Annotated in this window: 27 protein-coding genes; 14 read left to right on the top strand and 13 right to left on the bottom strand. The window is 67.4% G+C overall.

What is annotated here, in order from left to right:
* Positions 1–5: 5 nt before the first annotated feature.
* The 3 genes from ACVCMC_RS02655 to ACVCMC_RS02645 all read left to right on the top strand — a co-directional run bounded on the left by ACVCMC_RS02655 (position 6) and on the right by ACVCMC_RS02645 (position 3,165).
* The gene (locus ACVCMC_RS02655; protein WP_447098582.1) at positions 6–1,487 is read left to right on the top strand and encodes an ABC transporter permease/substrate-binding protein; all 1,482 of its coding nucleotides are present in this window, start codon (positions 6–8) and stop codon (positions 1,485–1,487) included.
* A gap of 74 nt (positions 1,488–1,561) precedes the next feature.
* Positions 1,562–2,122 carry a hypothetical protein gene (locus tag ACVCMC_RS02650; protein ID WP_447098581.1) on the top strand — a complete coding sequence of 187 codons (561 nt, stop codon included), beginning with the start codon at positions 1,562–1,564 and terminating at the stop codon, positions 2,120–2,122.
* Between the two features lie 155 nt (positions 2,123–2,277).
* Positions 2,278–3,165: a DMT family transporter gene (locus ACVCMC_RS02645; RefSeq protein ID WP_447098580.1), complete on the top strand. Its 888-nt coding sequence runs from the start codon at positions 2,278–2,280 to the stop codon at positions 3,163–3,165.
* A gap of 19 nt (positions 3,166–3,184) precedes the next feature.
* On the opposite strand, the gene ACVCMC_RS02640 is transcribed toward ACVCMC_RS02645, so the two are convergent.
* The 3 genes from ACVCMC_RS02640 to ACVCMC_RS02630 all read right to left on the bottom strand — a co-directional run bounded on the left by ACVCMC_RS02640 (position 3,185) and on the right by ACVCMC_RS02630 (position 5,057).
* On the bottom strand, positions 3,185–3,835 hold the full coding sequence (locus ACVCMC_RS02640; RefSeq protein WP_447098579.1) for a 2'-5' RNA ligase family protein: 651 nt from the start codon (positions 3,833–3,835) through the stop codon (positions 3,185–3,187).
* Positions 3,836–3,990: 155 nt separating this feature from the next.
* Positions 3,991–4,254, bottom strand: coding sequence for a DksA/TraR family C4-type zinc finger protein (locus tag ACVCMC_RS02635; protein ID WP_395119303.1), 264 nt, complete (start codon positions 4,252–4,254; stop codon positions 3,991–3,993).
* Positions 4,255–4,292: 38 nt separating this feature from the next.
* Positions 4,293–5,057 carry a tetratricopeptide repeat protein gene (locus ACVCMC_RS02630; protein WP_447098578.1) on the bottom strand — a complete coding sequence of 255 codons (765 nt, stop codon included), beginning with the start codon at positions 5,055–5,057 and terminating at the stop codon, positions 4,293–4,295.
* Positions 5,058–5,179: 122 nt separating this feature from the next.
* Between ACVCMC_RS02630 and ACVCMC_RS02625 the strand changes: the two genes are divergently transcribed.
* The 6 genes from ACVCMC_RS02625 (at position 5,180) to ACVCMC_RS02600 (ending at position 10,783) form a co-directional block, all read left to right on the top strand.
* Positions 5,180–6,949 (top strand): acyl-CoA dehydrogenase family protein, encoded by a 1,770-nt coding sequence (locus tag ACVCMC_RS02625; RefSeq protein ID WP_447098577.1) that lies wholly within the window; start codon positions 5,180–5,182, stop codon positions 6,947–6,949.
* Between the two features lie 23 nt (positions 6,950–6,972).
* Entirely contained in the window at positions 6,973–7,386 is a 414-nt protein-coding gene (locus tag ACVCMC_RS02620) for an OsmC family protein (RefSeq protein ID WP_447098576.1), read from the top strand.
* 203 nt (positions 7,387–7,589) lie between these two features.
* The gene (locus ACVCMC_RS02615; RefSeq protein ID WP_395119311.1) at positions 7,590–8,138 is read left to right on the top strand and encodes a cytochrome oxidase; all 549 of its coding nucleotides are present in this window, start codon (positions 7,590–7,592) and stop codon (positions 8,136–8,138) included.
* Positions 8,135–9,622, top strand: coding sequence for a cbb3-type cytochrome c oxidase subunit I (locus ACVCMC_RS02610; protein ID WP_395119313.1), 1,488 nt, complete (start codon positions 8,135–8,137; stop codon positions 9,620–9,622). Before ACVCMC_RS02615 ends, ACVCMC_RS02610 begins: the two co-directional genes overlap by 4 nt.
* On the top strand, positions 9,594–10,211 hold the full coding sequence (locus tag ACVCMC_RS02605; protein WP_447098575.1) for an SCO family protein: 618 nt from the start codon (positions 9,594–9,596) through the stop codon (positions 10,209–10,211). Before ACVCMC_RS02610 ends, ACVCMC_RS02605 begins: the two co-directional genes overlap by 29 nt.
* Positions 10,212–10,249: 38 nt before the next feature.
* Complete coding sequence (locus ACVCMC_RS02600) at positions 10,250–10,783, top strand: hypothetical protein (protein WP_447098574.1); 534 nt, start codon at positions 10,250–10,252, stop codon at positions 10,781–10,783.
* Between the two features lie 18 nt (positions 10,784–10,801).
* Here ACVCMC_RS02600 and ACVCMC_RS02595 read toward each other — a convergent pair whose 3' ends face one another.
* From ACVCMC_RS02595 to ACVCMC_RS02585, 3 genes are all read right to left on the bottom strand, one after another.
* On the bottom strand, positions 10,802–10,978 hold the full coding sequence (locus tag ACVCMC_RS02595) for a hypothetical protein (protein ID WP_395119319.1): 177 nt from the start codon (positions 10,976–10,978) through the stop codon (positions 10,802–10,804).
* Between the two features lie 5 nt (positions 10,979–10,983).
* Positions 10,984–11,223: a hypothetical protein gene (locus ACVCMC_RS02590; RefSeq protein ID WP_395119321.1), complete on the bottom strand. Its 240-nt coding sequence runs from the start codon at positions 11,221–11,223 to the stop codon at positions 10,984–10,986.
* Between the two features lie 376 nt (positions 11,224–11,599).
* Positions 11,600–13,303: an AsmA family protein gene (locus ACVCMC_RS02585; protein WP_447098573.1), complete on the bottom strand. Its 1,704-nt coding sequence runs from the start codon at positions 13,301–13,303 to the stop codon at positions 11,600–11,602.
* A 110-nt stretch (positions 13,304–13,413) separates the two neighbouring features.
* On the opposite strand from ACVCMC_RS02585, the gene ACVCMC_RS02580 reads away from it, so the two are divergent.
* Complete coding sequence (locus tag ACVCMC_RS02580) at positions 13,414–14,073, top strand: glutathione S-transferase family protein (RefSeq protein ID WP_447098572.1); 660 nt, start codon at positions 13,414–13,416, stop codon at positions 14,071–14,073.
* Between the two features lie 48 nt (positions 14,074–14,121).
* On the opposite strand, the gene cycA is transcribed toward ACVCMC_RS02580, so the two are convergent.
* The 4 genes from cycA to ACVCMC_RS02560 form a co-directional block, all read right to left on the bottom strand.
* The gene (cycA, locus tag ACVCMC_RS02575; RefSeq protein ID WP_447098571.1) at positions 14,122–15,501 is read right to left on the bottom strand and encodes a D-serine/D-alanine/glycine transporter; all 1,380 of its coding nucleotides are present in this window, start codon (positions 15,499–15,501) and stop codon (positions 14,122–14,124) included.
* 67 nt (positions 15,502–15,568) lie between these two features.
* Entirely contained in the window at positions 15,569–16,171 is a 603-nt protein-coding gene (locus ACVCMC_RS02570) for a 2'-5' RNA ligase family protein (protein WP_447098570.1), read from the bottom strand.
* Positions 16,172–16,235: 64 nt separating this feature from the next.
* Positions 16,236–16,934 carry a histidine phosphatase family protein gene (locus tag ACVCMC_RS02565; RefSeq protein WP_447098569.1) on the bottom strand — a complete coding sequence of 233 codons (699 nt, stop codon included), beginning with the start codon at positions 16,932–16,934 and terminating at the stop codon, positions 16,236–16,238.
* A 98-nt stretch (positions 16,935–17,032) separates the two neighbouring features.
* The gene (locus ACVCMC_RS02560) at positions 17,033–18,487 is read right to left on the bottom strand and encodes an amidohydrolase family protein (RefSeq protein WP_447098568.1); all 1,455 of its coding nucleotides are present in this window, start codon (positions 18,485–18,487) and stop codon (positions 17,033–17,035) included.
* Between the two features lie 170 nt (positions 18,488–18,657).
* Here ACVCMC_RS02560 and ACVCMC_RS02555 point away from each other — a divergent pair, with 170 nt between their 5' ends.
* The 4 genes from ACVCMC_RS02555 to ACVCMC_RS02540 all read left to right on the top strand — a co-directional run bounded on the left by ACVCMC_RS02555 (position 18,658) and on the right by ACVCMC_RS02540 (position 20,740).
* A complete protein-coding gene (locus ACVCMC_RS02555; protein ID WP_447098567.1) occupies positions 18,658–19,134 on the top strand; it encodes a MarR family winged helix-turn-helix transcriptional regulator in 477 nt (158 codons plus the stop codon).
* Positions 19,135–19,181: 47 nt separating this feature from the next.
* Positions 19,182–19,475, top strand: a complete 294-nt coding sequence (locus tag ACVCMC_RS02550) for a hypothetical protein (protein WP_447098566.1) — start codon at positions 19,182–19,184, stop codon at positions 19,473–19,475.
* Between the two features lie 119 nt (positions 19,476–19,594).
* Positions 19,595–19,756: a hypothetical protein gene (locus ACVCMC_RS02545; protein ID WP_447098565.1), complete on the top strand. Its 162-nt coding sequence runs from the start codon at positions 19,595–19,597 to the stop codon at positions 19,754–19,756.
* Between the two features lie 21 nt (positions 19,757–19,777).
* Complete coding sequence (locus ACVCMC_RS02540) at positions 19,778–20,740, top strand: HNH endonuclease (RefSeq protein WP_447098564.1); 963 nt, start codon at positions 19,778–19,780, stop codon at positions 20,738–20,740.
* Positions 20,741–20,836: 96 nt separating this feature from the next.
* Here the strand turns inward: ACVCMC_RS02540 and ACVCMC_RS02535 are convergent, their stop codons facing one another.
* From ACVCMC_RS02535 to htpG, 3 genes are all read right to left on the bottom strand, one after another.
* Positions 20,837–21,157 (bottom strand): helix-turn-helix domain-containing protein, encoded by a 321-nt coding sequence (locus ACVCMC_RS02535; protein WP_447098563.1) that lies wholly within the window; start codon positions 21,155–21,157, stop codon positions 20,837–20,839.
* The gene (locus tag ACVCMC_RS02530) at positions 21,150–21,524 is read right to left on the bottom strand and encodes a type II toxin-antitoxin system RelE/ParE family toxin (protein WP_447098562.1); all 375 of its coding nucleotides are present in this window, start codon (positions 21,522–21,524) and stop codon (positions 21,150–21,152) included. The genes ACVCMC_RS02535 and ACVCMC_RS02530 overlap by 8 nt, the downstream gene beginning before the upstream one ends.
* Before the next feature lie 117 nt (positions 21,525–21,641).
* Positions 21,642–23,513, bottom strand: a complete 1,872-nt coding sequence (htpG, locus tag ACVCMC_RS02525; RefSeq protein ID WP_447098561.1) for a molecular chaperone HtpG — start codon at positions 23,511–23,513, stop codon at positions 21,642–21,644.
* Between the last annotated feature and the right edge of the window lie 22 nt (positions 23,514–23,535).

Raw genomic sequence — 23,535 nt, 5'->3', positions numbered from 1 at the left:
CCGGCATGCCTGCCCGCATCGCCATCGTGCTGCTCGCCGGCCTGCTGCCGGCGCTGGCGATCGCGCAACCGGTGCGGATCGGCTCCAAGCAATTCACCGAGTCGGTGATCCTGGGCGAGATCGCGCGACTGGCCGCACGCGATGCCGGCGTCCAGGCCGTGCACGAGCGCGAGCTGGGTGGCACCCGCATCCTGTGGAAGGCCCTGCAGCAGGGCGACATCGACGCCTACCCCGAGTACACCGGCACACTGACCCACGAGCTGCTGCAAGACGTGCCGGCCGACGCCGACATCGCCACCTTGCGCGCCCGGCTGAAACCGCTGGGCATCGGCATCACCGACCCACTCGGTTTCGACAACACCTACGCGATCGGCATGCGTCAGGACGAGGCGGCGCGACTGGACATCCGCCGCATCTCCGACCTGCGCGCGCACCCGTCGCTGCGCTTGGGCTTCTCCAACGAGTTCATGGACCGCGGCGATGGCTGGCCGGGTTTGCGCCGCGCCTATGCCCTGCCGCAAACGAAGGTCAGCGGGCTGGATCACGTGCTGTCCTACCGCGCGGTGGCCAGCGGCGCGGTGGATGCGATCGACCTGTACAGCACCGACGCGGAGATCCCCTACTACCACCTGCGCACCCTGCCCGACGACCGCCACTACTTCCCGCGCTACCAGGCGGTGTTCCTCTATCGGCTGGCGCTGGAGCGGGACGAGCCCGCCTTCGTCGCCGCCCTGCGCCGCCTCGCCGGCCGCATCGACGAGCAGGCGATGCGCACGATGAATGCCGCGGTGAAGCTCGACGGCCGCCGCGACAGCGCGGTGGCCGCCGACTTCCTCGGCACCCGCGTCGAGGCGGGGCGGCGCGGCCTGTGGCAGCGGCTGCGCCAGCGCAGCGTGGAGCACATCGAGCTGGTGGCGAGCTCGCTGGGCCTGGCGCTGGCGCTGGCGATCCCGCTCGGCATCGTCGCCGCGCGTCGGCGCCGGCTGGGGCAACTGGTGATCGCGGCCACCGGCGTGCTGCAGACGGTGCCGTCGCTGGCGATGTTCGTGTTCATGATCCCGTTGCTGGGCATCGGCACCTGGCCGGCGGTGGCCGCGCTGTTCCTGTACAGCCTGCTGCCGATCGTGCGCAACACGCATGCCGGCCTGGTCGGCATTGCGCCGGAACTGATGGAATCGGCCGCGGCACTGGGCCTGCCACGGCGGGTGCGGCTGCGCCGCATCGAATTGCCGCTGGCGATGCGCTCGATCCTGGCCGGCATCAAGACCGCCGCAGTCATCAATGTGGGCACGGCCACCCTGGCCGCGCTGATCGGCGCCGGTGGCTACGGCCAGCCGATCCTCACCGGCATCCGGCTGGACAGCATCCCGCTGATCCTGGAAGGCGCGATCCCCGCGGCGGTGCTGGCGCTGCTGGTGCAGGGCCTGTTCGAACTGGTCGAGCGCTGGCTGACGCCGCGCGGGCTGCGCCTGCAGGCGCGGCAATAAACGGCCGCAAGGCGGCGTCGGCTATCCTGTGGCGGGTTCAATGCGAGATTGTCGACATGTTTCGATCCTTGTTGTTGTCATTGATTCTGACGGTCACTCCGCTCGCCGTGCATGCCGCCGCACCGGCCGAGGCCGCGCTGGCCGACCTGCCGAACGTGTCGTTCCCGGCGCCGCATCGGGTCGCATCGGGCAGGTTGCAGGCCGATGACGTGGCCGCCCTGCAGCGAGCCGGCATCAAGCAGGTGATCGACCTCAGCGTGGACAGCGAGACGCCGCGCTTTGACGAGGCCGCCGCCATGCGCGCGGCGGGCATCAACTATCACAACCTGCCGATCCACGGCGCCGCCGACCTGACCCGCAACAACGTGGTGCAGTTCGACCGCCTGCTGCACCAGGCCGGCACGCAGGAAACCCTGGTGCATTGCGCGAGCAGCAACCGGGTCGGCGCGATGATCGCGCTGCGCGCTGCCTTGATCGACGGCAAATCGAGCGAAGCCGCGCTGGCAGAAGGCCGCCGCTGGGGCATGAAGAGCCTGGAGCCGGCCGTGCGCGAACGCCTGCAGGCGTGGTCGGGCAATCCGCAACACGGAAGGCAGGAGCAGAGCCTGCCCGCATCCGGCGGCACAACGCCGTAGGGCGGCACCGCCCGCCGGCTCTTGTCGCAGTGTGAAGGGCGGGCATTGCCCGCACGGCGCCGAGGCGGAATGGGCTACCATGCGCGCCTCCCACGTCCTTGCGCGGCACCGCCCTGGCTCCGATCCCCCCCTCGTCGCCCGTAACCGCACTGCCCTTGCGCGCGGTGTTGCTGATGCTGGCCAGCGCCAGCCTGTTTGCCCTGATGGCGGTGGTGATCCGGCTGGCCTCGGCGCAACTGCACCCGTTCCAGATCACGTTCTTCCGCAGCGCGTTCGGCACGCTGTTCGCGCTGCCGCTGCTGATCGGGCCGGGCTGGTCGCTGCTGCGCACGCCACGCTTCGGCTTCTACGTGATGCGCTGCGTGCTCGGCATGGGCGGCATGCTGGCGGGCTTCTGGGCAATCGTGAACCTGCCGCTGGCCGAGGCGGTGGCGCTGTCGTATTCGTCGCCGCTGTTCGTCACCATCGGCGCAGTGATCTTTCTCGGCGAGGTGGTGCGCCGGCGCCGCTGGACTGCGGTGATCGCCGGCTTCATCGGCGTGCTGGTGATCGTGCGCCCCGGCAGTGCCGCGTTCGCACCGGGCAGCATGGTCGCGCTGCTGGCGGCCGGGCTCACGGGCGCGGTGACGATCAGCATCAAGTCGCTGACCGGCAGCGAGCCGGCCGACCGCATCGTGCTGCTGACCACCTTGCTGTGGGTGCCGCTGTCGCTGCCTGCGGCACTGTCGGTGTGGCAATGGCCGCACGCCGGCATCTGGCCGTGGCTGGTGCTGTCAGGCGCGCTGGGCACCGGCGGCCACTATTGCTGGACGCGCGCGCTGCGCCTGGCCGAGGCGTCGATGCTGGCGCCCTTCAGCTATCTGCAGTTGCTGATCGTGGCGGTGCTGGCGTGGTGGATCTTCGGCGAGGCGGTGGATCACTACACCGCGCTGGGCGCGGCCATCATCATCGGCGCCAGCCTCTACATCGCCCAGCGCGAGCACGCGCTGACGCGACAACAGCGCACAAGCATGCCGCAGGTCCGCGCGGAGCCGCCAATCTAGGCCTCCGCCGACCAGCGCCTCATTCGTCAGGGAGTGCCGGCAAGTCAGGCATGTTGGCCAGTTCGGCCAACATGTCGACCGCGGCCGGGGCGGGTTCGCTCGCCAGCGGCCAGCGGCCGATCACTTCATGGCTGGCCTGGCCGAAGAAGCTGCGGATCAGCACGAACTCCTCCGCGCGCCACCGGATCGGGTTGATCGATTCCTCGATCGCGTCGATCGCCGGCCCGTGCTGCAAGGCCACGTGCGGATGGAAAATGGAGACGCCGTTGACCTGAAGTCCCTGCGCGCGCTGTGCGGCGGCGATTGCCTTGCGCAGCTCCAGCGCCGCCGCGGCGGTGACCGGGTCCGCGCACAGCACGAAGGGAAACTGCCCGCCGGTGGGGATGCAGCGCATGGCGGCGTCCAGCGTGATCGTGAACGCGTTGCCCCGCACCGCGGCGCCCGCGGCCAGCATGGCGCGCTCCGGCGACAGCTGCGGCCGTTCGGGCCGGCCTATCGGGCACAAGGCAAGGTGCAGGTTGTCGACCGACACCGGGACGCCGCTGGCGCGCTGCGAGCGGCGAAAACGCGTGGCCACGTTGGCGATCTCCACGCGCGCGTGGCCGTCGGGGCGCACCGCGAAGAAATAATCGATGCCTGCGGCAAGTTCGGCGGGGGGCGTCGGGGTCAAGCCGGTACCTCCACGACAGTCGCTGTGACGAATGCTGTTCGCAACACCATACTCCGCGCCGCACAAGCCGGGTGTGATCCGCGTCGCCGGCCACGGCGTTCGCCAATGACCGGACCCGCCGCCGCCGGCCATGCTGCCCGGCCCCTGACACCGGCTCAGCGCAGCTGGCTGTCCTTGCTGCCACGGCGGTTGTACAGGCTGGCGGCGCGCTCGCTGTCGCGCTCCTGCTGGCAGGCCACGCACAAGCGCACGCCGGGCACGGCGGCGCGGCGCGCCGCGGGGATCGGCGCTTCGCATTCCTCGCAATGGGTCAGGCCCGGGCCCTTGCGCAATTGCTGGCGCGCCCGCTGTACACCGTCGTTGACGGTAGCGTCGATCTGATCCTGCACGGCGCCGTCGCCGGCCCAGCCGGTTGCCATGGTGCTGCCTCCGCGAAGCAGGGTCGCGGGCAGGCCGCTCAGTGCGCCTTCGCCCGCAAACCCTGGATATATCCAAGCTCAGCCAACGACTTGGGTTCGCCGGGCACGAGTTTCAAGCAACCCTGGTAGGCCCCGGTCGCCTCGTCGAGGCGATGCAGCTCAACCAGCGCGTAGCCCTGGCCGCGCAGGGCCACGCACTTCAAGCGGACGGCATCTTCGGGGGTGGCGCCACTGATCCCCGCATCGCCCTCCGCTTCCTGGTACAGGGCCAGCATCTTCTCCCAGTCACCGCTGCGCTGGTAGGTGAACGCAAGTTCGCTCTTGTACTGGCTGTCCATCGGCGACAACACCAGGGCCTTCTCCAGCTCGGCCCGCGCATCGGCGTAGCGGGCCATTTCGCTGTAGGCGTAGCCGCGCGCCCAGTACGCCTGCGCCCAGGCCGGGCCGATCACCTGCACGGGCACGTCGGCCTTGCCGTTGACCGCCTTGGCGCCCATGCCGGCGTAGGCCAGCGCATCGACCAGGCCGCGGGCGCAGAACACCTTGCCCGGCTTGCCCGCGTACATCGCCTCGTACTTGCTGACGACTTCGGTCAGCGGCCCGTCGATCGCCAGCTGGATCTTGCCCGCCTCGATCATCTTCAACGCGTCGAGCACCTTCTGTTCGTCGGCATCGGCAACCTGCTTGCCCGCCTCGTCGAGCGACAGGGTGATGGTGCTGTCCGGCTTGACCGCGGCGTGCGGCGCGCAGCCGGCCAGCGTGAACGCGGCGAGCAGTGCCGCGCCGGCGAAGAGTCGTTTCATGGCATTCCCCCGAAATGATGCAGGGCGAGGATAGCCGAAGCGGGCCTGCGTCCATTGGCAGCAGGGCCAGACCGTCGGGAAGTGCCAGAATGGGCCATTCACCCACGCCAGGAGAACGCGTCGTGAGCACGCCATCGCCCGCCACTACCGAGCAGCCTGCGCTGCGCAGCGACGAGAGCGTCGCCAAGCAGCTGTTCCTGGGCAACATCCTGGAAGAGAACCTGTTCCCCTACCCGCAGATCCGCGCCCGCGACCGCGAAATGCTGGGCGCGATGACCGACGCGATCGACCAGTTCCTCGCCGACAAGACGGCCGAACTGAAGCAGTACGACCGCGACGCCGAGCAGCCGGCCGAGTTCATCCAGGCGCTGCGCGAGATGGGCCTGTTCGGCCTGATCATCCCGGAGGAATTCGGCGGCATGGAGCTGTCCAACGGCGCCTACGCCCGCGTGCTCGGCCAGACCAGCAGCCACGACAGCTCGGTCTCGCTGACCATCGGCGCGCACAGCTCGATCGGCATGAAGGGCCTGCTCTTGTTCGGCAGCGACGAACAGAAACAGCGCTACCTGCCGAAGCTGGCCACCGGCGAGATGATCGCCGCGTTCTGCCTCACCGAATCCGGCGCGGGTTCCGACGCCGCCTCCATCCGCACCAAGGCCGTGCGCAACGACGACGGCAGCTGGACGCTTTCCGGCGAGAAGATCTGGATCACCAACGGCGGCATCGCCGACTTCTACACCGTGTTCGCGCGCACCGACACGTCCGAGGGCAAGATCACCGCGTTCCTGGTCGAAGCGGCGTGGCCCGGCGTCAGCCACGGCCCGCACGAGGACAAGATGGGCATCCGTGCCTCGTCCACCACCACGGTCGCATTCGCCGACGTGCGGGTGCCGGCGGAAAACGTGCTGGGCCCGGTCGGCAAGGGCTTCAAGGTGGCCATGAGCATCTTGAACAGCGGCCGCACCGGCCTGGGCGGCGGCGCGGTCGGCGGCATGCGCTCGCTGATCCGCCTCGCCAGCGCGCAGGCGAAGGAGCGCAAGCAGTTCGGCCAGCCGATCGCCGAGTTCGGCCTGGTGCGCGAGAAGATCGCGCAGATGAGCGTGGACTGCTTCGCCGCCGAAAGCGCGGTGTGGATGGTGGCGCACCTGATCGACGGCGGCGGCAGCGACTACTCGGTCGAGGCGGCGATGAGCAAGGTGTTCGCCAGCGAGGCGGTGCAGCGCGCCTCCTACGAGGCGCTGCAGATCGCCGCCGGCAACGGCTTCATGCGCGAGTTTCCGTACGAGCAGATCACCCGCGACACGCGCATCCTGTCGATCTTCGAAGGCACCAACGAGATCCTGCGCCTGTACATCGCGCTGTCCGGCCTGAAGGGCGTGGGCGCGGGCCTTTCCGAGCTGAAGGCGGCGGTGGGCGACATCTTCAACGACCCGATCAAGGGCTTCGGCGTGCTCGGCAGCTACACCGGCCGGCGCATGCGCGAGGCCACCGGCTACGGCATCGACCGCATCGCGCACGAACTCTCGCCGCGGCTGCGCAAGGTCGCCGCCACCTACGAGAAATACACGGTGGAGCTGTCCAAATCCTCCGATGCGCTGCTGCGCCGCCATGGCAAGAAGGCGGCCGACATGCAGCACGCGCAGAAGCGCCTGGCCGACATCGCGATTGACCTGTTCGTCGGCCTGTGCGTGCTGTCGCGCGCCGACAGCCTGGCGCAGCAGTCGCATCCGGCCGCCGAGGAAGCCATGAGCATCGCCGAAGTGTTCGCGCGGCAGGCGCGCCGCCGCATGGCGCGCAATGTGCGCGGGCTGGAGCGCAACGAGGACGAGGCGATCGAGCAGCTGGCCGGCGCGGTGCTCGCGCATGACGGCTACCTGTGGGACGTGATCTGAAACCCGACCAAGGAGAACCCGCCATGAGCATCCCCACCGTCCGCGCCAGCACCGGCAGCGCGCCGTACGCGGTCGATTTCACCGACGACCAGGGCAACCGCTGGCACGCCGACGAGCCGCTCGAGGAAGGCGGCGCCAACACCGGCCCGGCGCCGCACCGGCTGCTGCTGTCGGCGCTGGGCGCCTGCACCGCGATCACGCTGCAGATGTACGCGGCGCGCAAAGGCTGGCCGCTGCGCCACGTCGGCGTCGACCTGAAATTCAATCCCGACGGCACGCCGGCCGCGGGCAACGACATCACCCGCGTGATCACGCTTGAAGGCGAGCTGGACGACGAGCAGCGCGAACGCCTGCTGCAGATCGCCAACAAGTGCCCGATCCACAAGGTGCTGACCGGCGAGGTACGCATCGCCTCGCGACTCGGCAATTCCCCTTGACACGTCGATGCCGCGGCTTGGGCCGTGCTTCGACAGGTGGCCGTGTCGGCGTCACGCACGCCGCAAACACGGCCGCCCGGACGGCCGTTCCGGGACAGGCATCGCAGGGCCCACCACGACCTCCCCCGCCACCGTGCATTGACACCGCTGCCGATACGGCGTAGACGGGCTTGGACGTGGCGCTTTCCGGGGAGAGAACGACCATGATCTTCCAGAACGTGATCTGGGCCATCACGCTGACGGGGATGGGGCTGGTGGCACTGGGCTTCGTCTATGCCATCACCCAGGCCGGCAGGCCGGCCGAAGCCGCCGAGGCCGCACGCGTCAACCGACGTTCCATCACCTTGCGCCGCGGACTGTTCCTGGCGCTGCTGCTGCTTGGCATCGGGATCGCCTGGGCCAGCCTGCGGCCCTTTCCCATCCCGCCGCAGCACGCACCACTGCAGGCAACGCAGGTGGTCGACGTGATCGGCCACCAATGGACCTGGGACGTCAGCCAGACGCACTTGAAGGTGGGTGAACCGGTTGAGTTCCGGGTGACCGCCAGCGACGTCAACCACGGCTTCGCGATCTACGCACCTGACGGCCGCATCGTCACCCAGACCCAGGCGATGCCCGGATTCACCAACAAGATCCTCTACACGTTCGACACCCCGGGCACCTACCGGATCATGTGCCTGGAATACTGCGGCGTCGCACACACCGGAATGACGACCGAACTCGAGGTTGCTGCCGCGGGGGACAAGCCATGAGCTCGCTCGAACTTTATCCGCTGGACGAGAGGCTGCCACGCGGCGAACGCGTGATGTTCAACCTCTACATGATCACCGCCCTGCTGCTGTTCGTGCTGATGATGCTGCTCGGCCTGACCATGCGCATGACCCAGGCCGAGTGGACACCGGTCCTGGCCGGCATGTTCTACAAGATCATGACGATGCACGGGGCCGGCATGGTCGGCACCATGAGCCTGGCCAGCACCGCCGTCATGTGGTTCTTCCTGCGCAAATACGTGTCGTTGCACCTGTGGGCGTTCGTGAGCAACTACGTGCTGTTCATGCTGGGCGCGCTGTGCATCATCTGGGCGGTGTTCATCGGCAACTTCGCCAGCGCATGGACCTTCCTCTACCCGCTGCCGGTGCACTCGATGGGCCTGTGGAGCAGCGGCGCAGCCGCCGCCTTCATGATCGGCTACCTGCTGATCGGCGTGGGCATGCTGCTGTTCTACCTTGACGCCGCCGCGGCGATCATTCGCCGCTACGGCAACCTGGGTCGCGGACTGGGCCTGCAATGGCTGTTCGGCGGCACGATCGACCCGACCCATCCCAAGGCCGTCGTGGCCGGCACCATGGTGATCATCGCCAACTCGCTCGGCATCCTGGCCGGCGCGGTGGTGCTGGTGATGTGCCTGATCAACCTCTACGACCCCGAGATCGCGCTCAACGCGCTGGTGGTGAAGAACCTGATCTACTGGTTCGGCCACATGATTATCAACGCCACCATCTACATGGGCGTGATCGCGGTCTACGAACTGCTGCCGCGCTACACCGGCAAACCCTACGGGATCTCGCGGCCGTTCCTGTGGTCGTGGGCGGTGAGCACGGTGTTCGTGATCATCGTGTTCCCGCACCACCTGCTGATGGATTACGCCGAGCCGCGCTGGATGCTGGTGATGGGCCAGATCATTTCCTACGCCGCCGGTTTCCCGGTGTTCCTGGTGACCGCGTACGGCGTGCTGACCAACATCCACCGCTCCGGGCTGCGCTGGAAGATGCCCTCGATGCTGGCCGTGCTGGCGCTGTTCGGCTGGGCCGCGGGCATCGTGCCGGCGATCATCGACGGCACCATCAGCGTCAACCGGGTGATGCACAACACGCAGTGGGTGCCGGGACACTTCCACTTCTACCTGCTGCTGGGCGTGTTGCCGATGATCCTCACCCTGCTCTACCACGTGGTCGGCAGCCGCCGGCGCGCGCCGGTCAACAGCGGCGCGGATCGTACCGGACTGTTCCTGTACGTCGTCGGCGGCATCAGCTTCTGCATGGCGTTCCTGTACGCCGGCCACGTCAGCGTGGCGCGGCGCTTCGCCGTGCACCTGCCGGAATGGGTGCCGACCGACCGCGTCGGCTCGGTCGCGGCGATGGTGTTGATCCTGGGCATGCTGGTGTTCGCGGTGCGCATCATCGTCGGCCTGCTCAAGGCACCGGCCGATGCCGATCCTTCGCACCCTGCTGGCTAGCGGACTGCTGCTCGTGCTCGGTGGCGCCGCGCTGACGGTCGCCACCGACGGCTTCCAGGCGTTCACCAGCGAAACTGCGCGCCGCCTCGCGGTGCGGCGCGACCCGCCGCTGGTACCGGCGGTGCTGCTGGAAACCCAGTCCGGCGCGCGGCTCAACCTGGCCGACCTGCGCGGTCGCTGGGTACTGGTCGACTTCGTCTACACCCGCTGCCAGAGCTGGTGCCTGGCGCTGGGCGGAGAGTTTGCGCAACTGCAGGATCAACTGGCTGCACCGCTGGCCGAAGACAAGCTGGTTCTGCTCAGCATCAGCTTCGATCCGGCGCACGACACCCCTGCGGAACTGTCCGCCTACCAGGAGCGCTTTCGCAGCCGCGGCCACGGCTGGATCGCCGCCCGGCCGATGAGCGATGAAGGCTCGCGCCAGCTGCTGCGCACGTTCGGCGTCACCGTGGTGCCGGACAGGATGGGCGGCTACGTGCACAACGCCGCGATCCACGTAGTCGACCCGCAAGGGCGGCTGGTGCGAATACTCGACACCGGCAACACGCAGACCGTGGCACAAACCGTGCGCGACGACATCGAACGATGATCGCCCACTGGCCACGCCTGGCTCCGAGTACGGCCGCCGTGCTGTTCGCAGCCCTGCTGCTGCCACCGGCACGGGCGTGGCTGGAAGGCCGCATGAGCTTGCAGATGCTGGTGCAGATACCGCTGTTGATCGGCACCGGTTGCCTGCTGGGCGGCGCGTTGCCGCCGCGAATCGCCGCAGGCATCGCGCGCTGGAACCGCCACGGCATCACCAGCCTGGTGCTGGCCACCCTGGCCGGCATGTTCTGGATGCTGCCGCGCTCGCTGGATGCGGCGGTCAGCGAACCATGGATGGCGTTCGCGAAGTTCACCAGCGTGCCCTTGCTGATCGGGCTGCCGCTGGGCCTGGGCTGGCCGCGCATGGGCTTCGTGGTGCGTGGCGTGTTCCTGCTCGAACTGATCGCCACGTTCTTCCGGCTGGGCTGGTTGTACCTGGTTTCGCCGGTGCGCCTGTGCAACAACTACCTGCTCGACGACCAGCAGCGCTCGGGCATGGCCATGCTGGTGATCGGCGGCCTCGTGCTGGCCGGCGTGGCCATCAAGCTGGTGTGGGGGCGTTTCGACCGGCAGTGAGCGGGCACCGCGGCTCCATCAGGCCCGCTGCGGCGCACGCAACCGGCGCAGCGAGTGACGGGTTATCGCGATCTCGCGCCAGTCATCGGCCGGCGCCCCCAGCGCCGCCTCCTGCTGTTTCTCGACCAGCGCGATGCGCAGGCCGCTGCCTTGCAGCGAGCGGGCAAAGCACAGGCCGGCTGATCCGCACGCCATCGACGTCAGCCGCCGCAACCGCCGCAGCAGATCGACGGCAGTTGCACTACCTGTGCCGGCGTCACCGCCCAGCCGAGCTGGCGCAACACTTCGATCAGGTCCGTCGCGGACGCCGCCGCGGACACGCGCATCACCAGGCCGCTCATGTCCAGGTCGACCACGGCGGTCGGGTCGACGTTGAACAAGGCGTCCTGCACCACCACCGGCTCGGGCGACCCGCCGGTCAGCGCAATGTGGAATTCCATGGGATACCTCGCTTCACCGGCATGTGTGCGGTGCTGTCGGGACCGATGCTGGCCCGCACTGCGCGGTGACGCCTTGACTCCAGTCAAGTCCCGTCACGGCGAACGATCCGCGCCACGTCCCGCGCGCGACGCCGGTCTGCAGCAAATTGCCGCAGGCCTCGGCGCGACAGGCTCGGCGGCGACGCGGGAGCTTCGGGTTCGACGCGCCCCATGCCGGGTATCGGTCGCCCGGGATCACGCACAGCGCCTCCCCGAAACCACACCGACGTGGCTGGATAGACAGCATCCATGCCGGGCTGATCAGATCAGGGTTTCCGTACTCGCCGCTTCCCCTTTTGGGGCCTGGCTCCGGATTCCCTGCCCGTTGCCCTCGTCCTCATTGCTTCTTGCGCGAATCCAGCACGCCCTGCAGCAGGCTGTTCAGGGCATCCTGCTTGCCGGATTTGCTCGCCGGCCGGGTCTCGGCTGCCGGGCTGTTGCGGCTGGCGTCACCGCCCAGCAAGCCGGCGACGGCCGAAGGATCGAGCTTGAAGCTGGGCGCGCTCGCGGTGCCGCCGACGTGCACGCCGACGCCATGTTCGGACGCGCTGCCGAGCACGCCGCCGAGCAGGCGCCCGGCCTTCGAATTGCGCAGCAGGCCGGCGGATGCCTGGTCACCGCCGGCCATCGCCTGATCGAGCTTGACCAGCATGTTGAAATCGAGCCGGCCGTCGGCAGCCATGCCGCCCTTGCCGGTGAAGCTGCCCAGCTCGGCGATCTCTGCGCTGGCCGGCTCGGCGTGGATGCCGGAGGGTGCGATCTTAAGCGTCGCGGCGGCGTGCCGGATCACCGTGTCCCGCGGTGCCTTGATGCCCGCCAGCGACAGCACCCCGCCGAGTTTCGAGCCCAGGCTGTAGCCGGCCAGGCGCGAGTCGTCGAGGGTTACCGGGCCGCTGATCACCAGCGCGTCGAGCGGGCCGCGCGCGCGCAGGTCCACGCCCACGCTGCCGCCGCTGAGGCGCGAGTCTTTCGGCAGCACCACGCCGAACACGGGCAGCAGCGGTTGCAGGTCGTCGACCGGCAACGCCTTGCCGCGCAGGTGAAGATCCAGCCCGATCACCTTGCCACGGTTGTCGAAGCTGCCGTCGACGGCGAGCTTCGCGCCGCCGCTGCCCAGCGTGCCTTGTTCGATGCGGCCGGTGCCGTCGAGCAATCGGTAGCTGGCCTGGTAGTCGATGCGCAGCGGCTGCGGCGACGGCGAACCGGACGCCACCAGCTTGAGCCGGCGCGCGTCGATGCCGCCCTTCGACGTCAGTACGCCCTTCGCCGAGCTGATCCGCGAGTCGATATCAAGCACGCCGCCGACGCCGTCGGCGCTGCTCATCAGGCCGGCGCCGACCAGGTCCAGCCCCTGCATCACCAGATGCGCCTCGACCGGCGTCAGCAGTGCGTCCTTCGCGTCCCATGGGCCGAGCGTGCCATCCAGTTTCAGGCTGCCGCCGCCGGCGATGTCGGCGCTCATCGAAAACGGAAACGCCGCACCGAGGCCCACATGGTCGGCGCGCAAATCCACTTTCCGATAGCTGCGCGCATCGCCGGCCGCGCGCTGCAGGTCGATGCGACCATCCGCGATCCGCAACCGGTCGACACTGAACGCGGGCGGTGGAGCGGACGAGGCACTGGCGGCGGGTGTCGTCGCCGTGCCGGCACCGAAATGGGAGAAGTTCCACTGGCCGGCACGATTCTGCAGCAGGCGCACCACCGGCTGGTCCAGCGTCAGCGAGGTGATCTGCACCTGCCTGTGCAGCAGCAACGGCCACAGCTTCACGCCAAGCTGCAACGATTTCGCGCTGACGAACGGCTTGTCGCCGAACGCCGGATCATCGCCGATGCGGATCTCGTCGGCATCCAGCGAGCCGGACCAGATCGAAACGTGCAACTGGCCCAGCGTCACCTCGCGGCCGAGCGCCTGCCCCAGGCTGGCCTGGATCTGCGGACGGAAGTGGTTGGCGTCGACCAGCAGCAAGGCGCCGCCCGCCACGATCAACACCAGCAGCACCAGGCCGAGCAAACCGAGCAGCAGGCGTTTCATGACCGTCACCTCGCGCAATTCCGTCGTGTGCCGATACTAGGAGCGTCGAGCTTCACCTGTCGATTCCGCGCGCCTTCGTTCGTCGCCTTCGCGTACCCTCCCCTATCAGGTGTCCCACGATGACCCTCAAGCTCTACGCCCACCCCTTCTCCTCCTACTGCCAGAAGGTGCTGATCGCGCTGTACGAGAACGACATCGCGTTCGAATGGCGCGTACTCACGCCGGATGACGCGGCCACCGACGCCGAGTTCACCGCGCTGTGGCCGATCCGGCGCATGCCCCTGCTGCGCGACGGCGAACGCACGGTGATCGAATCGAGCATCATCATCGAGTACCTCGACCGGCATTACCCCGGCGCCGCACCGCTGATTCCCTTCGACGTCGACACCGCACTGGAGGCGCGCGCGATGGACCGCTGCTTCGACCTCTACGTGCAAACCCCCGTGCAGAAGATCGTGTTCGACAGCCTGCGCCCCGCCGCCGACCGCGACCCCAGCGGCGTGAACGAGGCACGCGCGAGGCTGGATACCGCCTACGCCTGGCTGGACCGGAAACTCGCCGGCCGCCACTGGGCCACCGGCGGCGATTTCAGCCTCGCCGACTGTTCTGCCGCGCCCGCGCTGTTCTACGCCGACTGGACCCATCCCATTCCGGCGGACTTCGCCAACGTGCTGGCCTATCGGCAACGCCTGCTCGCGCGCCCTTCGTTCGCCCGGGCGGTGGACGAGGCGCGGCCCTACCGCTCGTACTTTCCGCTCGGCGCACCCGACCGCGACTGAGAGCCGCATCCCGCCGGATTGCCCGCAGCGGGACAACAGACATTCGGCTCATGCGCGGCGCGCCCGGCGCCCCTTCCACGCGTAACCGATCCCCAGCAGCACGAACCACACCGGACTCGCAATCAGCGCCTCGCGCGTATCCGGCTGCAGGCTCAGCAGTACCAGCACGAACACGAAGAACGCCAGGCACACCCAGCACATGAACACGCCGCCGGGCATCTTGTAGATCGACGCCTCGTGCAATTGCGGGCGCTTGCGCCGATAGGCCATGTAGGCAAACAGGATCAGCGACCACACGAACATGAACAGCACCGCCGACACCGTGGTGACCAGGGTGAAGGCGGTGACGAGGTCAGGAATCAGGTAGATCAGCGCCGCACCCAGCAGCAGGCAGAAGCAGGAGAACAACAGGCCCAGCGATGGCACCGCAGCGCGCGACAGCCGACCGAACGTCTTCGGCGCATGTTTTTCTTCGGCCAGGCCGTACAGCATGCGGCTGGTGGAGAAGATGCCGCTGTTGGCCGACGAGGTGGCCGAAGTCAGCACCACGAAATTGATCAGGCTGGCCGCGGCCGGGATGCCGGCCAGCACGAACAACTCCACGAACGGGCTCTTGCTCGGCTCCACCAGGCGCCACGGCGTGACCATCATGATCGCGACCAGCGCCAGCACGTAGAAGATGATGATGCGGATCGGGATCGAGTTGATCGCCTTGGGCAGGTTGCGCTGCGGGTTGGCGGTTTCCGCGGCGGTGGTGCCGACCAGCTCGATGCCGACGAAGGCGAACACCGCAATCTGGAAACCGGCGAAGAAACCGCTCATCCCCTTCGGAAAGAAGCCGTCGTCGTTCCACAGGTTGGCCACCGAGGCCTGGTGCCCGGTGGGCGAGGTGAAGCCCCAGGCGACCAGCGCAAAGCCGGTGACGATCAGCGCGCAGATCGCCACGATCTTGATCAGCGCGAACCAGAACTCCATCTCGCCGAACAGTTTCACCGTGACCAGGTTGAGGCTGAGCAGCAGCAGCACGCACAGCACGGCCGGAATCCACGGCGCCAGCCCCGGGAACCAGAACTGCGTGTATGCCGCGATGGCGATGACGTCGGCGATCGCGGTGATGATCCAGCAGAACCAGTAGGTCCAGCCGCAGAAGAAACCGGCCCACGGCCCGAGCAGGTCGGTGGAGAAATCGATGAACGACTTGTACTCGAGGTTCGACAGCAGCAGCTCGCCCATCGCCCGCATCACGAAGAACAGCATCACGCCGATGATCAGGTAGACCAGCAGGATCGACGGCCCGGCCAGGCTGATCGTCTTGCCCGAACCCATGAACAGGCCGGTACCGATCGCGCCGCCGATGGCGATCAGTTGCAGATGTCGGTTGGAAAGGCTGCGGCGCAGATGGTCGGGTTGTCCCGGCAATGCGGTCATGCGTCGAGCCTTTGCAATGAGGAAAGCGACAACATACAGAAAACCGGGCCCCGCGTGCACTCCCGCGCTACGCGCCCGCAGGCGCCGCCCGCGCGCAGTCCAGCGGCCAGCAGCCGAGCCGGATATGCCGCGTCCTGCCCAGCAGGCTGTGCACCAGCACGAATTCGTCGACGCGCCAGCCGATCGGCGCCACCGGCTCGGCGGCCACCTTGCGCGCGTCATATGCCAGGGTGACATGCGGCTCGAAACCGGCCCCGACCGGCACCACGCCCGCCTCGCGCAACAGCGCGGCAAGTTGCGCCTGGAAGGCGCGCAACGGCGCATTGCCGCCATCGGCGCGCAGCACGAACGGCAGCTTGTCGCGCCGGCCGTCGAAACTGGCCACGCGGTCGAACACCACTTCGAAAGGCGCTTCCAGCACCCGCGCTGCCGCCTTCATCGTGGCCTGCGCCACATCCGGTGGCAGCCCGGCCCAGTCGCCCAGATGCAGCAGGGTGATGTGGAAACGCTCCGGCAGCAGCGGCCTGCCGCGCAACCCGTGGCGGGTGCATTGTTCGGCGGCAAGCGCGCTCAACCGCGCCACGGTTGCCTGATCGGGGAACACCGCAAGGAACAGCCGGTCGGTCGCCGCCGCGGGTGCAAAGCCGGGAAATGAAGTCTGTGCCGCCACGCCCGTCACCCTCTGTGGTCATTGCCGGTGCGCGGCACCGGCGAGTTCAGTCCCTGCCCGCGCATCACTGCGGCAACGACGGAATCGCGAGGCTGCGCTCGGGGTCGCCGCTGGCGCCCGTGCGCAGGCCCGGCGGGATGTGCCCGACATCGCCCACCGAGATCACCTTGAACGTGCCGTCGGCCTCCACCCGGATGCGGGTGATGCTGGCATTGCCCACCGACATCTCCAGCCACGCCTGCGGATCGACGCCCATCGCGCGCACCACCATGTTGCGGATCACGTTGCCGTGGCAGACCATCAGGTCGGTCTGCTCATGACCGGATGCGGGCTTGAAATAGCGCGCGAACAGGCGATCGAACTGCGCCTTGCAGGCGGCCAGATCGGCCGGCTTTTCCTTCGCCATGATCGCGGCCCGGCGCGTCGGCGGCGTGCACTCGGCCAGATCGTCGACCACCTCGAAGCGACGCGCCGGGAAGTCCTCGCCGATCAACGCCGCCGTATCGCGCGCCCGCTGCACCGGGCTGACATACATCGCATCGAAACGCGTCGGCAACCCGGCCAGCCGCGCACCCGCCAGATGCGCCTGCGCCACCCCGAGCGGCGCCAGCTGCGGCCCCAGCTTCGGATCGGCTTTCGCATCGGGCAGGTAATAGCCGTGGCGCACCAGCACGATGGTGCGGGCAGCCGGCGCCGCCACATCGGCCGCGTGCAACGGGGCGATCAGCAACACCAGGCACAACCAGGGGAGCAGCCTTTTCATCACGAGCGATCCTGCAGCGGGTGTGGTGTCGAATGGTACCCGCTGCACGTCGTCATTCCCGTGCACCGCCATCCATGGCCATGCATGGGGCCATTCCTTCAACGCAGACCCACCGTGCCCTCGGCAGCCTTGACCAGCTTCGCCGGGTCGTAACCCACGCCATCCTTGAACACGAGGGTGACGTTCTCGATGTCCTTGATGCGCTCCGCCGGGTTGCCCCTGACCAGCACCAGGTCAGCCGCCTTGCCCACGTCGATCGAGCCGATCTCCTTTTCCACGCCCATGAAACGCGCGCCGTTCAAGGTGGCGATCCGGATGGCCTGCACCGGCGTGAGGCCCGCCTCCACCAGCAGCTCCACCTCACGCTGGTCGCCATAGCCCGCGATCACGCCACCGTAGCCGGTGGGATCGAGGCCGGCGAGCAGGGTGCCACCGGCCTCGACGAAGGCGCGTTCGAAAGCCATCTCCAACTTGAACGCCTGCGGCCACGGGGAATCCTTCATCGCCGCGACGCGCTCGCGCGCCTTCAGGTATTCGACGCGGGCCTGCGGCAACATCGCGTCCAGCACCCGCGCACCCTGCGGCGCGCGGCCGGGCACGAAAGTCTCGAACACCGGCAGCGTGGAGGTCACCGCAACGCGCTTCGCCACCAGATGCTTGATCAGCGCCCGGATTTCCGAGCCGTCGACCTTCAGCGTCGCCAGGTGCGCCACCGCGGCCTTGGTGTCCGGACACACATCCGGCTGCTTGCCGGGGCTGAACTCGGTGTCCACAAACAAGCCGTGCTCGAGATCGTCGATGCCGAGATCCGCCGCTTCGGTGAAGCCGATCGAACACAGGTGGCCGGTCACCTTGATGCCGCGCGCATGCGCCGCCGCGATCGCCGCCGACAACTCGGCGCGGGTGATGTGCATGTACGCCTTGAACGACGTCGCACCCTCGTCCATCCAGTAGTTCACCGTATCGCGCGCGTCGGCGGCATCTGCCAGCTCGTGCATCTGCGGCGTGAAGCTGCCCTTGCCTTCCAGATACGGCCCGGTGGTGTGCATCTTCGGCCCCGGAATACGGCCCGCGTCGATCGCCTTCTTCAGCGCCAGGTCGGTGTAGGGCTCGGTGCTGCCGGTGGTGCGGATGGTGGTGACGCCGCCGGCGAGGTACAGCTTGGGAAAACTCGACGCCTGCTCCGGATAGATCGCCTCCTTTGCCGCGGGATTCACCTTGGGCGCGGGATAGAACATGTGGTCGTGCATGCCGACCAGGCCGGGAATCAGCGTCTGCCCGCCGCCGTCGATGACCGTCGCGCCCTCGGGCAAGGTCACGTGGCGCCCGACCGCCGCGATGCGCCCGTCGCGCAGCAACACCGTCTGGTTCTCCCGGGCGGGCGTGCCGTGGCCGTCGATCACCCGCACGTGGATGATCGCCAGCAGTGGCTGGGCGTGCACGACATAAACCTGCGCCGGAGACGACAACACCGGCATGGCGGCCCGGGCCGGCGACGCGGCCCCGAACGCGGCGCAGACCACAACCAGGGCGAACGCCCGCACTGTACTCATGCCACGAAGATTCGACGAACGATGCATGACTGCCCCCGGTTTGCGTGATGCACGGTTCCACTCGACCGCGCCGGGCGGAATGTACGCCCAGCGCCGCCGCCGGGGAATGGCTTGCCGCGACCAATTTGTCATGTATGTTGACTGTCAAGTACACGGACTAATGAGTTGCCATGTCCCGCACACCTCACTGGCACGAGCAAGTCGTGACGCCGGCCCTGCTCCGCCACGCGCGAACCATTTACGGCACGGCCATGCGCCGGGCACTGGGCAACGCCGGCTATCACGATATTCCGAAGAACGGCCTGTACCTGATTGGCGGCATGGCACTCCACGAGCGCGGCGTGCCGCTGGGGGAACTGGTCCGGGAGTTGCGCGTGTCCAAGCAGGCCGCCAGCCAGCTCGTCGACGCACTGGTGGCGGGTGGCTACCTGCAGCGTGCCGCCGACGAAAACGATCGCCGCAAGCTGGTCGTGACCCTGACTCGACGAGGCCGCGCCGCCGCGGAGGTGCAGGCGAAAGCGCGCGAGCAGGTCGACGCCGAACTGCTTGCGCGTGTCGGTGCCCGCGCGGTCGGCACCACCCGCAGGACGCTCGCCGCCCTGATCGACCTCGGCCAGCCCGGCGAAAGTGGCCACCGACACGACTGAGCCGCTTGCTGGAACCTTTGCTCCAGCCCCACCACATGAGCGATGCCATGCACGACTATCTCTTCCTGATGCACCCGCTGCCTCCCGGCTCCGACAGAAACCCCGGCGACTGGGGTTCCTACCTAGCCCGACTTCGTCGCACCGGCCGGTTCGGCGGGGGCAGCTCGGTCGGCGGCGGCGTGTGCGTCTCCCGCTCCGGCGTCGCGCCGATCTCGATGCCACTCGCGGGCTACATCCGGGTCAGCGCGGATTCCATCGAGGATGCCTGTGCCCTGCTCGAGGGAAATCCCGTGATCGAGGCGGGCGGCACCGTCGAGGTGCGCGAGCTCCCGCGCGACTGAGGCGGCTCGGGCGCGGGACAGGTTGACGGAGCGCCTGGCGCAGAGGACAGTGACGGCGCTGGAAAACGACACGCCGGCGCGCGCCCCGGCCATCGCCAGGAGTCGTCCGGGAGGCCATCATGAGCTCCCTTCAGCCCACCTTGTTCGCCGCCATGGTGCTGCTCGCCGCAACCGGTACCGCCACGGTGTCCTCCGTTTCGCTCAACGGATTCACGCCCAAGGTATCAGCAAGGCTGCGCCCCTGCCTCGGTGAGGTTCCCTGCGCGGATCGCCTGGGCTAACCTGGCCCGAGGGGGCGCGGCATGGCGTATTGGTGGGTCAACCACAAACAGACTCGCGACCACGAGGTTCGTGGTGGCTATCTGTGGTCGCCCTATCGAAACGCCAACGGCGCGTACAACCAGACCTACGAGAACATGAAGCTCGTGCGGCCGGGCGATATCGTCTTCTCGTATGCCCACGGTCGCATCGGTTCTGTCGGCCGTGTCACCGTTCCCGCCTCGCCTAGCCCCAAGCCCATCGAGTTCGGCAATGTCGGTGATTACTGGTCCCGCGAAGGCTGGCTTGTCGAGGTCGATTTCAGGGAAGCACACCGCCCACTGCGACCCGCGGAGCATATCCAGGCCATCGCCCCGATGCTTCCACCACGTCATTCGCCATTGCAAAAGAATGGCCACGGCAATCAGGGATGCTATCTGGCTGGAATCTCCGATGCGCTCGGCCACGTGCTGATGGCCTCGCTCGATATGCAACAAGTACGCGATCTGGATCAGGAGGTCCCGTATCTGATCGAGCATGAACCCAACGCCCAGGTGCTCGACGATATCCACCGCATCGAAACAGACGCCTCGGTCCCCGAAACCCAGCGCCGGCAACTGGCCAAAGCCCGGGTCGGCCAAGGTTACTTTCGCAAACAGGTAATCCTGCTGGACGGTGCTTGCCGCGTCACCGGCGTCACCGACACCCGCGTGCTTATCGCAAGCCACATCAAACCCTGGCGCGAAGCCTCCAACGCGGAGCGCCTCAGCGGCTACAACGGACTGCTGCTCTCGCCGCACGTCGACGCCCTGTTCGACGAACAGTTCATCACATTTGAAGACGACGGCCGCATGCACGTCCATCCCTCGCTATCGCGCGACGTGCTCGATCGCTGGTCAATTGATCCGCACAGGCGCGTTGACCCATTCCGGTCAGAGCAAGCTTCGTTCCTCGCACATCACCGAGAGCTCTTCGCGCGCAAGGCGACATCCCTTTGGCTCACCTAAAATTCGCGGTGACGCTCGCACGGAATTTGTTGCCCGCAATTTCAGCGCATGAGCCCGCTCGCGGTGATACTCGGCTGCGTCGAGCCCGTTCGCGTCCTACAAAACAGCCTCCAGCCCCTTGCGATCAATCAGGTTCAGCAGCTTCAGCGAAGGACCGCTGGGCTTCTTCTCGCCAATTTCCCACTTCTGCACGGTGGAAACGCTGGTGTTGAGCACGGCAGCGAAGACGGCCTGGCTGACCTTCGAATTCTCGCGGATCAGCTTGATCTTGCTTGCGTCAATGTCCGGCACGGCGAGATGGCTCAGCGCTTCGTACTCGTGCATGCGGCGCTTGCTGATCACACCAGCCCGATGCAGGCCTGTGGCCGTCTCGTGGACTTCGGCAAGAATGCGGCTCTTGCGGACTTTGTTAGTCATGGTCTACCTCCACAAGTTCGTCGGCTTCCAGCGCGGCGGCAAGAGCTTTGTCGTCCTGACCAAGAAGATCTGACGCCAGCTCCTGCAGCGCGCGAAGCTCATGCTTGTCGATATTGGCTCGTTCGTTCTTGCCGAAACCAAAGATGAAGTACCAGCGGTCGCCTCGATTGGTGGCGACGATGGTTCGTGCGCCTCCGCGCTTTCCACGGCCGGGCAAGGCAATCCGTTTCTTGACCAACTGTCCGCCGAGGTCGGCATCGATCAGTCCTGCCTCCATCTCGATCACCGACTGGAACAGATCAGGACCGGCCAGACCCGTCTTGCCCATCCAACGGCTGAACGTCCGTGTTCTGAAAATCCGTTTCATGGCTACAACCATAGCACTTGGTGATATGGTTTTCATCTGCCCGTGGAGTCCTCGCATCAGTCAAAAAAGAAGCCCGCCATCGGCGGGCTTCTTCAGGCCAACGAGGTATCCCGTGCCCTACCCCAGCAACACCCGGTTCATCCGCTGCACGAATGCGGCGGGGTCCGGCAGCTGTGCACCGGCGGAAATCTCCGCCTGCTCCAGCAGCAGCGTAGCGAGATCGCGCGCCTTGTCCTCATCGGCCTCGTTCTCCACACGCTTGACCAGCGCGTGCGCCGGGTTGATCTCCAGCGTTGGCTTGCTCTCGGGCATGTCCTGCCCGGCTTCGCGCAGCAGACGCGCCAGGTGCGGGGCCATTTCGTAATCGGAGAGCGCCAGGCACGACGGCGAATCGGTCAGGCGGGCGGACACCTTCACCTCGCCCACGCGATCGCCGAGCAGGTCCTTGAGCTTCTTCAGCAGCGGCTCGGCCTCTTTCGTGGCCTCTTCCTGCTTTTTCTTGTCGGCCTCGTCCAGCGGTACCTCGCCCTTGGCCACGCTCTTGAGCTTCTTGCCTTCGTACTCGCTCAGGGAGCCGATCATCCATTCGTCGATGCGGTCGGACATCAGCAGCACCTCGATGTCCTTGGCCTTGAACGCTTCCAGCTGCGGGCTGCCGGCGGCGGCCTTGTAGCTGTCGGCGGTGATGTACCAGATCGCGTCCTGGCCGACGGCCATGCGGCTGATGTAGTCGTCCAGCGAGACGTTCTGTGCGGTGCCCTCGCCCTTGGTCGAGGTGAAGCGCAGCAGCTTGGCGATGCGCTCGCGGTTGTTGGCGTCTTCGCTGATGCCTTCCTTGAGCGTATTGCCGAAGGCCTTGTAGAAGGTCGCGAACTTCTCCGGTTCGTCGCGGGCGAGCTTCTCGATCAGGTCGAGCACGCGCTTGACGCAAGCCGCCTTGATGCGGTCGACCTGACGGTTGTGCTGCAGGATTTCGCGGCTGACGTTGAGCGGCAGGTCGTCGGCATCGACCACGCCGCGCACGAAGCGCAGGTAGTTCGGCAGCAGCTCTTCGGCGGCGTCCATGATGAAGACGCGCTTGATGTAGAGCTTCAGGCCCTTGCGCTCGTCGCGGCCGCCCATCATCAGATCGAACGGCGGCTGCGCGGGAATGTAGAGCAGCGTGGTGAAACTCTGGCTGCCCTCGACGCGGTTGTGCGTCCACGCCAGCGGGTCGTTGAAATCGTGGCCGAGCGACTTGTAGAAGCTCTGGTAGTCCTCGTCGGAAATGTCCGATTTCGGCTTGGTCCACAGCGCGGAGGCCGCGTTGATGCTCTCGAACTCGTCGGTGGGCTTGCCGTCCTTTTCCACCGGCATGCGGATCGGGAACGCCACGTGGTCGGAGTACTTGCGGATCAGCGATTTCAGCTGCCAGCCCTTGAGGAAGTCGTCCTCGTCGGCCTTCAGGTGCAGGATCACCGCGGTGCCGCGTTCGGCCTGCTCGACCGGTTCCAGCGAGTACTCGCCCTTGCCGTCGCTCTCCCACTTCACGCCCTCGGCCGCGGGTGCGTCCGCGCGCCGGGTCACCACGGTGACCTTGTCGGCCACCACGAAGGCGGAATAGAAACCCACGCCGAACTGGCCGATCAGGCGGGCGTCGGCCTTCTGCTCGCCGCTCATCGCCTCCAGGAAACGGCGCGTGCCCGAGCTGGCGATGGTGCCGATGTTGGCCACCACCTCGTCGCGGCTCATGCCGATGCCGTTGTCGCGCACGGTGACGGTACGCGCCTCCGGGTCCCAGTTGATGTCGATGTGCAACTCGCTGTCGCCGGCCAGGAGTCCGGGCTTGGCGATCGACTCGAAGCGCAGCTTGTCGCAGGCGTCGGAGGCGTTGGAGATCAGCTCGCGCAGGAAGATCTCCTTGTGCGAGTACAGCGAGTGGGTGACCAGGCGCAGGACCTGGGCAACTTCGGCTTCGAACTGGCGAGTTTCGGCGACAGGCGCATTCATGGGCGGATTCAACTCCATGGCA

The sequence above is a fragment of the Rhodanobacter sp. UC4452_H20 genome, from assembly GCF_052978205.1.
The sequence above is the reverse complement of the archived record's forward strand: the minus strand, read 5'-3'. Positions and strand labels throughout refer to the sequence as shown.